The organism is Novibacillus thermophilus, from assembly GCF_002005165.1.
In the GTDB taxonomy this organism is placed as follows: domain Bacteria; phylum Bacillota; class Bacilli; order Thermoactinomycetales; family Novibacillaceae; genus Novibacillus; species Novibacillus thermophilus.
Genome location: NZ_CP019699.1, coordinates 805,438 through 817,821, shown reverse-complemented (window position 1 = coordinate 817,821; position 12,384 = coordinate 805,438). Strand labels below are relative to the sequence as shown.

Genomic DNA, 12,384 nt, shown 5'->3' with positions numbered 1-12,384 from the left:
AGAAAGAGGCGTTGCAAAATGATCAAAACTGAACACCCGCACATTTTTGTCGCGGTCCCGCTTCCCGACGAGATTAAATCTGTTCTGTCCGAATGGTCCCATACCTTGCGGCGACAGTGGCCGTTCCGCAAATGGGTCCATCCCTCCGACTACCATATCACGCTACAATTTCTCGGTGCCTGCCCACCCGCCCAGGTGGAAACGGTGAAACAACACTTGTCCCAAGCGTTGCCGCCGTTGCCGTCGTTCACACTGGGCCTTAAAGGGCTGAACGTGTTTGGTCAACGCCGTAAACCCCGCATTCTGTGGGCGGACGTCACTGGTGACAAACACACATTGGCGCACTTGCAACAGCATGTTGCCTCCACATTGGAACGTATCGGATTTCCCCGGGAACAGCGGCCATACCGGCCCCACATCACACTGGCGAAACACTACCGGAAGGATCATTTCTCCTTCGACCAGCTGTCATCGTACACCGTTACGGAGACAAAGGACCTTGAATGGCGCGTGCAGGAAATCGTCCTGTACCAAACCCATCTCGGACGAACGCCCATGTACGAACCGCTGCAGACTTACTCTTTTACAGAAACTGAATGACGGTGAGCAAAACGGGAATCGAAGCATACTTGAAGACACCTAAGTACGCTACACGTCGTACACCCAAAACGTCTCCCGGGCGAGCCACTGGCGCAGTTCTTGGTTTTGTTCGTCTGCTTCCATGCCGAACTGGGAGATGATCCCTTGATATTGTGTGCGGTGAGATTTAATGGCCTCTATTTTGATATCCAAGACATCACTTACGTCCACCACGACATCAGGTTTCCCTAAAATGTCCTCGCTGTCTTCACGTATCGCTATACAGTGCAAGACCGGCCTCTTCTCTTTCGGCGAGCGGGAAACGGCCCTGACCACCGCTTCGCCACAGGCATCGTGATCCGGATGAATACCGTGACCGGGATAAAACGTGATGATGCGAGACGGATTTAACTCGTCGATTATCGCCTGAATGCGGTCTGCAAACAAATCCGGATCTTCAAACTCCAAGGTCTTGTCGCGCATTCCAAGCAAGCGCAAATCTTCGATACCGAGGACGGCACAGGCGTTCTCCAGTTCCTTTTTCCTCACGTCCGGAAGTGTTTCCCGGTTGGCGAAAAACGGCCTTCCCATATTCCGCCCCATCTCCCCCAGGGTCGCACAGACGTAAGTAACTGGTGTCCCCTTTCGCCTCAACTGGGCAATGACACCGGCAGCTCCGAACGATTCGTCATCCGGATGCGGCAATACGACAAGAACGCGGCGTTCTGTCATCTGTTTCTCCCCTTTCCCTATGTCATCAAAACGGCTCAGCGCTTAACTGCAGCGCCACGGTCAACCTTCCCGCATCGTCATATCCCGCCAACAAGAGGCGCTTTTGATCGTCTAACTCCCAATGAGTCAATCCTTCTGCATAAATCCAGCCGTGTTCCATTTTGAGCCCGACGCGGTACGGTCCCGCCCCTTTGATCCGCCCGTCGGTAAAACGCACCACTGCATTTCGAATGTAGGCGCTGACGCTGTTTTTCGTATACGCCCCACCGGTCGTCTCCAGATGAATGTACAAGTCTTTGTCGGTCAACCCTTGGATTGCGTTTTGTACTTCTTCTACTTCAATCGGAATCACGATGCGTCCTCCTCATCGATTTAGTAAACAATTTCTTCCCGCCGGTGCGTCTTCTCGAATGTTTGCGAGTCAGGGTCGAAGTACTGCGGGTCGTAATGGGCGACGAATCGCCCATCTTGCACGTAGCCGGCGCCCCACGTCGGATCCATGACCACCCATTCCCCGTTCACTTTTGCCTCGACCCATGCGTGCCGTTCGACGAACGAACCGGACTGCGCCGTTCCCCCGATGTAACGCGATTCGATTCCGATCGAACGCAGCAATGCCACAGTTAGAAAGGCGTAATCCTGACAGACCCCTTTTTGGCTCTCAAGGGTCTTCAACGCACTGTCATCCAGTTTGAACGCGTCGTTCTCAAGTTTTCGTACATCGTACTTCACGGTTTTGGCCACGTATTCATATATCGCCTTCGCTTTTTCACGTTCACCGTTTTTCCCCCGTGTCAAATCTTCCGCCAACTTCTCGATTGCGGGAGCATCGGCTTGAATTCCGCGTGACGGCATTAAATAACGCCCGTCTTCTGCATCGCTTAAGACGCGAAAAGAGGCTACACCGGCAAATTTGAAGTACGACTGTTCCGCTCCGGGATCCGTCGGGACGTTCAGTGTCACCTCGTATTCTCCAGGGCCGAAACGCAGCCAAAACTCCCCGTCGAAGCGACCGTCATGGATCGGAATGAGGTAGCTCGCTTCTTCTCCATCCTTTTCCGTCGTCACAATCAACTGTTCGACATTTTGGTTCTCCTCCAGATTCAGGTCAAGGCTCCCGCTTACCCGAAACGTCTCTCCTGCTTGCAACCCGCCACCCTTCGGTTCGTCCAGTTGAAACTTGTGTTCGTAGTAATGCTTATAGTATGTGATCGGTTCCATCACGGTCGTACTCTCGTTCGACACTAAGAGATGAGCCGCTTCGAGATAAGTGTCTTCCCGGGACGAGTCTGGCACCATGACGGTAATGTCGTAGAGGCCAGCGCCGTAGTACAGCGGAATGTCCCCGGCAAAGGCCCCGTCTTCGACCGGCAGCAACAACTCTGACGACTCCCCGTCTTTTTCTTCTTTTACCACGATCGTCTGCCCATGAAACGTTTCTCCGACTGTTCCTGCTAGTGAGAGTGTGCCGTCGGCCTCGACATATCCGCTCGCCGGCTCCGTCATGCGGAGATTCGCTTCCAAGCCCGGGGGACGCAGTGCCACATCCCGCGTTATCTCAGTGCTTTTGTTTGTCACTTCCAAAGTCGCTATATCGTAAAAACGATCGGCCGTCTCCTTGTCCGGAACACGAACAGTGACGTTATAGACTCCTTCTCCTTCGAACAGACGAATCTCACCCTCAAAATGGCCGCCTTCCATCGGCAGGTAGTAGTCAAATGAGCCGCCTTTCGGTCCATCTAAGTACACCCAAACGTGCGACCCCATGAGCTGTTCTGCATCGCGAACACGTCCAGCGAGACGAAAGGATTGACGGACAGACAACACTTGGCTTTCTGGGTGTTCGAGAGAAGCGCCTACTTCTTCCGCGTACGGCGTCAGTTTGATCGGCACCGACGTCGATTCGATCTGTCCTTTCCCCTGTTCACCCTCCTCAGTACCCGCCACCTCCGTCCCAGAACATCCTGAAATGGCCATTAGCGATACGGTGATCAGGAGGAACGGCACGCACAACTTCCCCACGTTTTTCCCCTCCGTTACACGGCTTTGACTTAGCGCCGTCAGTCATTCGCTTCCTCAAAAATGGGCCCGAACTCTGCCGGGAGCGGCACACTTTTTCGCTTCGTGAGGTCAAACAGGACCACAGTTACCTCTGCGTCGGCGACGAGCTGACCATTTTCATTCACAATGTCTTGTTCCAACACGAAACTGGTGTTCCCTTTTCGCTTAGGTCTGGTCACGATGTGTAAACGGTCGCCTTTACGCGCCTCACGGCGGTAATTGATCTTCAGATGGACGAGCACTGTGCCGAGATTTTTCGCCGACAACTGCTCCGCGCCAAGCCCTGTACGATCGTACCAGTCTTCGCGCCCCCATTCCAAATACTCCAAATATTTGGCGTTGTTGACGTGTCCCAGTTCGTCTATTTCTGTAGAGCGTACTTCGATCTCAATCGACCGCTCCATCTCGCCACTCGCCCCTTTGACTTGCGATATTCCATGCTTCTCATTGTACACCAAACAGCGTATCGGCGTTAAATATTTTAAGTCAATACCTGGACACGGTAAACGACGACCCATCTTGCGCAAGGAACGACCGGGTAAAAATGCGCCGGGCTTCCTGCAGCAAGACGTCTTCTTTCTCGTGGTAACGGGGACTGACATGGGTCAGAATGAGGGTTGACACCTGGGCTTCAACAGCTGTTTCGGCTGCCTCACCGGCCGTGGCGTGAAAATAGGCGCGAGCCAACTCCCGCTCAGCTTCGCTATAAGTCGCTTCATGTACGAGGACATCGGCGTGTTTCGCCAATGTGACCGCTCTGTCACAGCGACGGGTGTCTCCTAATACGGTGACGATCCGACCGCGTCGTACGGGCCCGAGAAAGTCACGTCCATCCATGATGCGGCCATCCTCCAATTGAACCGTCTCACCCTGTTTCACTTTTCGATAGACCGGCCCTGGTGGAACTCCAAAAGCTTTCAGTTTGTCCACTAAAAGTTTACCCGGAGCATCCCGTTCCACTACACGAAAACCGAAACAGGGAACGCGGTGATCCAATTGGCCGATGTGTACCGTCAAAGGGGGATCTTCCACCGTCATGCCGTCTTCCATTTCTACGACATCCAGTTCAAAAGGCAGATGCGTTCCAGAAAGGGAGAGGGACATGTCGACATAACGTTGAATACCCGGTGGTCCGTAAAGGGTGAGGGGGCTTTCACCTCCCTGGAACGAACGGCTGGCCAGTAAACCCGGAATCCCGAAAATGTGATCTCCGTGCATGTGAGTGACGAACAGTTTTTCTAACTTTCTTAATCTAAGAGATGTGTGCAAAATCTGATGTTGTGACCCTTCTCCACAATCGAACATCCACATCCGCCCACCGTATTCAGGTAATGAGAACGCGATGGACGACACATTTCGAGTTTTCGAGGGAACACCGGCTCCCGTCCCCAAAAAGTGCAACTCCAACCACGGTCACCTCCCGTCAAACGCCCGATGGCGGGCAAGATGTCGTTTCACGCGCATGAGCCACGACATGAGTTTAAGTCGGCGGTATGACCGCTCGTAGACGTCGGTGACATAAAAACTTTCCTCCCTTTGGGCCGTTACGTCCGGAACGACGGAAAGGCTTGACGCATCTTGATACCAATCCCCTTCTTCCGCTGGACGGTGTTCGATGTCCGGCCACGCATCGGATAGTGCCGGACTGTACACTTTGTCGCGTCCAGCAGGTTCTTCTGCCGTAAACCGGTGCGGCCAGTAGTCTGCCCGCGAACCGGTATGCGGATGGGAAGCGGCCCACTCGTAAATCCGTCTATAAAAATTCGGATGAAACAGTATCTGGTACAATTTTCGTCCCGTTTTGATTCGGTGTTTCACGTTTGAAAAGTTGTGCATCGTTCGTCCCACCAAGCGTGGTTGTTCCGCTAGTTCCGTGACGGGAAAGACGACTTGATTGAAATCAAAGGCACACTGCAATTTGTAGCGGGCCGTGTGCAGTACAGTGCGCCGATAATGCGAATGTTGGACGATCCGCTGCTCAATGTACTGCTGTTCGTTCACAATGAGGGCAACGGTTAACAGCGATTCGTCTCTCTCCCTCCAAAAGTGTTGCCATACAGCTGTCATGAAACGCGACACACCAAAGTGCGGCAGCAAGTAAAATAAAGCCGTTCCCCGGCGAATGGATTCGTCGTACAGGAGCAATTGGGGGTATGCATCGTGGAAAATCAGCCAGTTGGAACGTTCGAACATGTCAAAAAAAGAATGGGCCGTTCCCTTGGGGAGAATCGGCCTCAAGAGAGATCCCTTCACATCTGTCATGCACCAACCGCCGTTGCGCGAAACCATGTGCGCAAGGAAAGCCCAGTGAACACTGGGGTGCTGTTGGAAAAATGCGAGATAGGCGGCAGTCCGCGTCACATTGTTCCGGTTACGTTTTTCTGTTTGCCTGCGAATGGATTGAACGATCTCCCGTTCGTCGTTTTTGAGCTGACGAAATGGCACGGAAGCAGTTTCTCCAACGTAGTTCTCAGAGAATAGACCCCTAAACCGTTTGACAAGCTGTTCATCAGTACTTTCATCTCCGAGAGCACGCGTCAACCATTCCCACATATCAAACACCTTCTCCACCTATAACGATGAAACATTCATGTAGTATGGACAATTTCTTTCGCCTTCACTCCTTTTTCATCCCCGAGTCGATACAGCAAATGCTTCATTTCGCACAAAATTTATTTTAATGTAACATATTAATCCAAAATGTGTTATACTATTTAAAACCGTTTGCGATGGAATGGATTTTTAAGAACACACACATACTAATCACACGTTACAGGAGGTTTTTCTTTTGCTCAAAGAAGGGACACAAGTGATAGACAAGCACCTGTCCTCTCTCGACGTTGCCTGGAACTTATCTGTTCCCCGCCTTGTCGAACAGGCGATAGCCCGAGGTGAAGGACAGCTGACGGCGACAGGCGCTTTCGCCACCACGACCGGGAAATTTACTGGCCGTTCTCCTAAAGACAAGTATATCGTGGATGAGCCGTCTGTCCACAGTGCGATCGACTGGGGTCCGGTCAACCAGCCGATCAGCGAATCCCAGTTTGACCAGATTTACGAGCGATTGCTCCGCTACATGAAAGGACGCCAGTGGTTTGGGTTGAACGCCTTTGCAGGAGCAGACCCTGCGTACCGCTTGCCGATTCGCGTCCTGACCGAATACGCTTGGCACCAGTTATTTGCGCGTCAATTACTGATCAACGCCACCGACGATAATCTCGACTCCTTCCGTGAACCTTTCACTGTCGTGGATGCCCCCGGTTTTTACGCCGACCCGGAACGTGACGACATCCGCTCGGGGACGTTTATTATCATTCACTTTGCCAAACGCCTCATTCTCATAGGGGGAACTGAGTACGCCGGGGAGATCAAGAAATCCGTGTTCAGCCTTATGAATTACTTGTTGCCCGACCAAAATGTGTTGCCGATGCACTGTTCGGCCAATATGGACTCCTCCGGGCGGACCGCCTTGTTCTTCGGTCTGTCAGGAACCGGAAAAACGACCTTATCCACAGATCCGAATCGGCGTCTGATCGGTGACGATGAACACGGCTGGTCCGACAGAGGAATCTTCAACATGGAGGGGGGATGTTACGCCAAGTGCATCAACTTGTCACGAGAAAAAGAACCGCAAATATACAACGCCATCCGTTTCGGCTCCGTCTTGGAAAATGTCATCATCGACCGTGAGACCGGTGTGCCGGTATACGACGACAGTTCGTTGACGGAGAACACGCGCGCCGCCTACCCCATTGAGTACATCGAACAGGCCGTAATCCCGGGCATCGGACGACATCCAGAAGTCATCGTCTTCTTGACGGCAGACGCCTTTGGCGTCCTGCCTCCGATTGCACGCTTGAGCACCGATCAGGCGATGTACTACTTCCTTTCCGGATATACGAGTAAGCTGGCCGGAACCGAGCGCGGTGTCACCCAACCGGAAGCGACGTTCTCCACCTGCTTCGGCGCACCGTTTCTACCGCGTCCCGCTCAGGAGTACGCCCAACTCCTGGGGGAACGCATCGCGCAGCACGGAACACAGGTCTATCTCGTCAACACCGGTTGGACCGGAGGGCCCTACGGCACGGGGGAACGGATGAAACTCGCCTACACGCGGGCTATGGTACGTGCGGCCATTGACGGCGCATTGGAAGACGTGCCGTTTGAACGTGAACCGTACTTTCATTTATCCATCCCGTCCCATTGTCCCGATGTGCCATCGGATGTGCTCAACCCGAAACACACCTGGTCCGACCCTGAGGCTTACGAACGGAAAGCGCGGGAGTTGGCCGCCCGTTTTCATGACAATTTTCAACGTTTTTCTTACGTCGCGGAAAAGATCCGCAAAGCCGGTCCTCCTGTGCGAGGTTGAAGAACAGTTTAAAAGATGGTTTTTCTATTTGAAACGCCCCTCTATGAATAGGTTAGGAGAAAAGCGTACGAAAAATGGAAAAAATTGGCCCAACCAAACGGAAAAGACGCATTCCCTTTTTGGAATGCGTCTCACCACGTAAGAGGTCGATTGCCGGTACGACCTGAATCGCTCCCTCATAGCTTGGACATTCGCGCAATCTCCGTTTCGACACGGAAAAGCCGGTCGTTGATCACTTGAAGACTCAACAAAAACCGCCCCAGAACAACATCATCCGTCCGGGGCATAGGGTAGTCAAGCATGTTTTCCTTTGTGGCTGTGGAAAGCAATTAAGCGACCGGTCCTGTGAAAGATGCGGTACGGTGCATCCTGACGACGGTGTTCTTTCAGCCAAACTGTCCCTTTTTCCTTTGCCTCTTCGTCACTAGTGGCTTCGATAGGTGAGTCATACAGCTTTTTTCCATCGTCGTCAAAAACGGTCATATGGTACATGCGCTTTCCCCTCTGCATTCCTTTTTATCTGTATTATAACATGGTCTTCCAGTGAATTACCGTTCTTCGTCGTCATTTTCTTTCCGCTCATCCCGCGAGGGCAGTTTCTTCGCCACTTCCAACATGCGGGACATTAAATCCAACACTTCTTCCCAGGAAAGATCGTCGGACGTCCTCTGTGTTTTCGTTTCCTGCTGTTTGTCCGCCCTGCTTTCCGTTTCTCTATCCGCTGTATCAGACTGCTCGTCGAGACTACTGTAGGATGCCTCGTCTAAACGAGTTCCTTGACCCCCGTCCCGATCCTCCGCGGTTGTCTGTCTCTCCCTTTTTCCAGCTTCCCCTTGCACGTCTTCATCTTCACGAGCTCTGGATGATTCATGAGCCGTCCTTTCGCTTTCAGCGTCACCTTCAGGAAGAGCCAAATCGTCTGCGTCCACATACTGAAGCTGCCGCGGCGGACGAGCAGGATAGTACGTGTAGCGGTACCGGGTTTCCGGATCAAACCAGCTGTACACGACGGGGATGACGATTAGGGTCAGCAATGTGCTACTTAACAACCCTCCGATGACGGCAATCGCTAGCGGCTGCTGAATCTCTGTCCCTTCTCCAATGCCAAGGGACAGCGGAAGTAATCCGAGAATAGTCGTCGTGGCCGTCATCACAATCGGGCGAAGCCGGATCGCGCTGGCTTCGACGATGGCATCGTATGTCATCCGCCCTGCTTGCTTGAGTCGATTAATGTAATCCACCATGACGATGGCGTTGTTCACCACAATGCCGACCAACACGATCAACCCGATCATGACGGTCACACCGACCGGCGTCTGAGTCACGAATAACGCTAACGCCACGCCGATGACCATTAACGGTAACGTAAACAATATGACAAACGGATACTTAAACGATTCAAACTGTCCGGCCAAGACGAGGAACACGAGTAAAACGGATAAGACGGCCGCCAGCGTCAAGTCGCTTACCGCATCATCGAGCATCTCTGAAGCGCCGATAAATATGACGTCCAACTCATCGGGCAAATCTAAGTCGTCAAGCTCAGCTTGTACGGCTTGCTCCATTTCTCCAAACGTCGCATCACGGTATTGCACTGTGTACTCGACAGCATTCTCCAAATTGTGCCGCTGTAACGTCGTGGGACCTTCACCTTCTTCAATGTCCGCCACCTCTCCGAGGGTGACACCGCCTACGTCCAAATCATTCAACGCATCTGGCGATTCCGTGACCGACCGATCGTACCGCAGCAATACGTCGCGTTCGGTTCCCTCGTCATCGGCTACTCGTGTCACAACTTCCCCTCTGATCGCTTCCGACACAGCCGCGACGACTTCAGCGGGCACAAGCCCGTGATCCCGCGCCTTTTCCCGATCGACCGTGACTTGCAATTCTGGTTGCGTTTCGGCCTCTGAATTCATGACGTCAGTCACGTGAGCAACGTCTTCGAGAGCCGATGTGATCTCGTCCAGGTGGTCGTCCAGCACTTCCTTATCGCCGCTCACGAGAAACCCAACTGTATTCGGTGCGCCGCCCGCCTCAAACGACGTTTGTTCCGTCAGAGTGATGTCTGCGTCGTCATGTACGCTCTCGATGTCCGAGCGTAATGCGTTCATGATCTCGCTCGTCGTACGATCACGCTGATTCCGATCGACGAGGCTGACGTATATTTGTGCAATGTGACGCCCGCTGTCACCGTACAGCGCCGCCTCGCCTTCTGCTGTCCCCATAACCGTCTGGAAGTCTTGAACGTCCCGTTCATCGGCCAGGATTGCTTCAATTTCTTCCGTCACTTCGTCTGTCTTTGCCAAACCCGTACCGGGCGGCATTTCCACTTCCGCGATGAACAGCCCTTCGTCCATCGCAGGCAAAAACTCCGACCCAACCGACCAGACTCCTGCTCCTCCGGCAACAAGCAACACGAGGGCAATGGCAATAACCGATTTGCGATGATTCAGGGCCCATTTGACCACAGAGCGGTATCTCGTATAGAACTCGCTTTGCTGCCGTTCCTTCTCCTTATTTTTCCGCGGACTTTTGAGCAGGTTGGCAGCCATGACTGGAACGACGGTCAATGCCACAAAGAGCGAGGCCAGTAGACTAAACGAGACAGTGAACGCAAACTCGCGGAAGATCGTTCCGACAATGCCGCTCACAAAGACGACCGGCAAAAACACGGCGAGTGTCGTCAAGGTTGACGCCGTAATGGCAGCCGCTACTTCTCCAGCCCCTTCCGCGGCCGCCTGCTTGGGCGGTTTTCCCATGTGTAAATGGCGATACGTGTTTTCGATGACAACAATCGAGTTATCGACCAGCATCCCTATCCCGAGGGCCAGGCCGCCAAGTGTCATAATGTTCAAAGTAAAGTCGGCAAAGTACATCAAGACGAACGTGACAATGACTGAAAACGGGATCGCTACCCCGATCATGAGGGGACTTTTAAAGGAACGCAAAATCAAAAACAGCACCAGCATCGCGAGGATCCCGCCGCTGATCATGGCGGAGGAGACATTGCCCACTGCCCGTTCCACGTATTCCCCCTGGTCGAAAATGGTTACAATCTCCACGTCCAACTCGTCTTGCAATTCTTCAATCTCATCGTGGACAGCGGCGGCGACGGCAGCCGTGTTTTCCCCGGACTGTTTGTAGACGTTAATATTTACACTCGGTTCTTCATTTGTCCGGGTAATGAGCGTGCGGTCTTCCGTCGAGACGTCTACCGACGCGATATCCGACAGAGTCACGTCCTCTCCGGTTGCCGGATCAACTGTCACCAGGACATCCTTTAGGGCATCTACATCGGGCAACTCGCCGATCACGCGGGTCGTCAGCTCGTCATCGCCGTCTTGCACCACTCCGCCAGGCAGTGACAAATGATTTGCCTCAAGGACATCTTGAATGTCGGCATGGGATAAGCCGAGGCGGTCCATCTCTTCAGGATCGAGCTCAACTTTGATCTGTCGATCCAGCAGACCGCTTTCGTCAGCGCTTGCCACACCGGACAAATTCGTCAGCGATTGCACAATGTCATCGACTTCTTCCCGCAGTTCGTCCGTCTCATCCCCGTTCATCACCGACAACTGCATAATCGGTATAGACGAGGGGTCAAACTTGAGAAACGTCGGCGTATCCACATCCGACGGAAGATCCACCTGATTAATGCGGGAAATCACGTCGTTTTGTTTGTCGTTGATGTCTTCAGACCACTCAAATTCCAACAGAATCAGTACAAGACCTTCCTGTGTCTGGGACTGGATCGTCTTTAATCCGGCCAGCGTCCCCAGCCTTTGTTCCAGCGGCTTCGTCACCTTTTCCAACACTTCGTCCGGTCCCGCCCCAGGATAAGACGCGACAACCGCGCCGACCGGCGGGTGGATGTCCGGGATGAGGTCCATATTTAATTCGGTGAGCGACACCGCCCCCAGCGCGAGGACGATGATCATAAACACAACCGTGAGCACGGGACGGCGAATCGCCGTCTTGGCAAGCCACATTGCGATTCCCCCGATCCTATTTTTGCAAGAATGACGTCAATCCTCTACAGTGCATCGTCGGTTAACACTTGTTTTAACCCGTTCACAAACAAATTAGCCGCGAACTGGGCACGCTCCTCCAACATGTCGTCTGACAAACGGCACCCAGACGAAAGGATGTCTCCAAGCATCCCGTCCCCCATACGGCTGAAGCACAAGTAACTGAAGTATGCCTTTTTCTTATCAACCGTTTTAGGGTGCGTTTCCTGGAGAAGCCGGCTGAATTGGTGACCTGTCTTTTCGATCGCTTCCGCTACTTTCTGACGAAACGCCTCATTAAACGGGCCTTCCCTGAGATTCATGACCGCAAAATCGTACCTGTCCCGAACAAACAGCATCTGATACCGGAGTAGGGATGTCAGCTTTTCCGTAAACGGAACAGGCTCGTTTAAAATGTTTTCATATGTACATACGTAATCTTGTAAAAGTTTTTCAATAACTGCGTGAAACAATTCCTCCTTATTTGCATAGTACAAGTAAAGCGTCCCTTTAGCGACATCTGCCAATTCTGCTATATCATCCATTTTGGCTGCGTAATAGCCCTTTTCGCCAAAAACGTCATACGCCGCCGTTAAAATTCGTGCTTTTTTGTCAGAACGACGCATCACA

Annotated in this window: 11 protein-coding genes; 2 read left to right on the top strand and 9 right to left on the bottom strand. The window is 52.8% G+C overall.

Annotated elements, in window-relative coordinates; genetic code table 11:
* Positions 1-18 precede the first annotated feature (18 nt).
* Entirely contained in the window at positions 19-600 is a 582-nt protein-coding gene (gene thpR / locus B0W44_RS03985) for an RNA 2',3'-cyclic phosphodiesterase (RefSeq protein WP_077718878.1), read from the top strand.
* A gap of 48 nt (positions 601-648) precedes the next feature.
* On the opposite strand, the gene bshB2 is transcribed toward thpR, so the two are convergent.
* From bshB2 to B0W44_RS03955, 6 genes are read right to left on the bottom strand one after another with little or no spacing between them, the layout of a single operon-like run.
* Complete coding sequence (bshB2, locus tag B0W44_RS03980) at positions 649-1,311, bottom strand: bacillithiol biosynthesis deacetylase BshB2 (protein ID WP_077718877.1); 663 nt, start codon at positions 1,309-1,311, stop codon at positions 649-651.
* 25 nt (positions 1,312-1,336) lie between these two features.
* The gene (locus tag B0W44_RS03975) at positions 1,337-1,663 is read right to left on the bottom strand and encodes a YojF family protein (RefSeq protein ID WP_077718876.1); all 327 of its coding nucleotides are present in this window, start codon (positions 1,661-1,663) and stop codon (positions 1,337-1,339) included.
* A gap of 20 nt (positions 1,664-1,683) precedes the next feature.
* Positions 1,684-3,333, bottom strand: coding sequence for a transglutaminase domain-containing protein (locus tag B0W44_RS03970; RefSeq protein ID WP_077718875.1), 1,650 nt, complete (start codon positions 3,331-3,333; stop codon positions 1,684-1,686).
* Positions 3,334-3,371: 38 nt separating this feature from the next.
* Complete coding sequence (locus B0W44_RS03965) at positions 3,372-3,890, bottom strand: acyl-CoA thioesterase (RefSeq protein WP_335582651.1); 519 nt, start codon at positions 3,888-3,890, stop codon at positions 3,372-3,374.
* Entirely contained in the window at positions 3,859-4,779 is a 921-nt protein-coding gene (gene rnz, locus B0W44_RS03960; protein WP_077718873.1) for a ribonuclease Z, read from the bottom strand. The genes B0W44_RS03965 and rnz overlap by 32 nt, the downstream gene beginning before the upstream one ends.
* A gap of 6 nt (positions 4,780-4,785) precedes the next feature.
* Entirely contained in the window at positions 4,786-5,943 is a 1,158-nt protein-coding gene (locus B0W44_RS03955) for a DUF2515 family protein (protein WP_169835410.1), read from the bottom strand.
* Positions 5,944-6,160: 217 nt separating this feature from the next.
* Between B0W44_RS03955 and pckA the strand changes: the two genes are divergently transcribed.
* On the top strand, positions 6,161-7,744 hold the full coding sequence (gene pckA / locus B0W44_RS03950) for a phosphoenolpyruvate carboxykinase (ATP) (RefSeq protein ID WP_077718871.1): 1,584 nt from the start codon (positions 6,161-6,163) through the stop codon (positions 7,742-7,744).
* A gap of 294 nt (positions 7,745-8,038) precedes the next feature.
* On the opposite strand, the gene B0W44_RS03945 is transcribed toward pckA, so the two are convergent.
* Genes B0W44_RS03945 through B0W44_RS03935 form a run of 3 tightly spaced genes read right to left on the bottom strand, consistent with a single transcriptional unit; the run spans position 8,039 to position 12,380 of the window.
* Entirely contained in the window at positions 8,039-8,254 is a 216-nt protein-coding gene (locus B0W44_RS03945; protein WP_149026921.1) for a YhzD family protein, read from the bottom strand.
* Positions 8,255-8,292: 38 nt separating this feature from the next.
* Entirely contained in the window at positions 8,293-11,736 is a 3,444-nt protein-coding gene (locus tag B0W44_RS03940; RefSeq protein ID WP_077718869.1) for an efflux RND transporter permease subunit, read from the bottom strand.
* 44 nt (positions 11,737-11,780) lie between these two features.
* Entirely contained in the window at positions 11,781-12,380 is a 600-nt protein-coding gene (locus B0W44_RS03935; RefSeq protein ID WP_228441637.1) for a TetR/AcrR family transcriptional regulator, read from the bottom strand.
* Positions 12,381-12,384 lie beyond the last annotated feature (4 nt).

Coding starts and splice junctions, on each gene's coding strand:
- thpR (WP_077718878.1), top strand. CDS start 19: ATGATCAAAACTGAACACCCGCACATTTTTGTCGCGGTCCCGCTTCCC.
- bshB2 (WP_077718877.1), bottom strand. CDS start 1,311: ATGACAGAACGCCGCGTTCTTGTCGTATTGCCGCATCCGGATGACGAA.
- B0W44_RS03965 (WP_335582651.1), bottom strand. CDS start 3,890: ATGGGTCGTCGTTTACCGTGTCCAGGTATTGACTTAAAATATTTAACG.
- B0W44_RS03945 (WP_149026921.1), bottom strand. CDS start 8,254: ATGCAGAGGGGAAAGCGCATGTACCATATGACCGTTTTTGACGACGAT.
- B0W44_RS03940 (WP_077718869.1), bottom strand. CDS start 11,736: ATGTGGCTTGCCAAGACGGCGATTCGCCGTCCCGTGCTCACGGTTGTG.
- B0W44_RS03935 (WP_228441637.1), bottom strand. CDS start 12,380: ATGCGTCGTTCTGACAAAAAAGCACGAATTTTAACGGCGGCGTATGAC.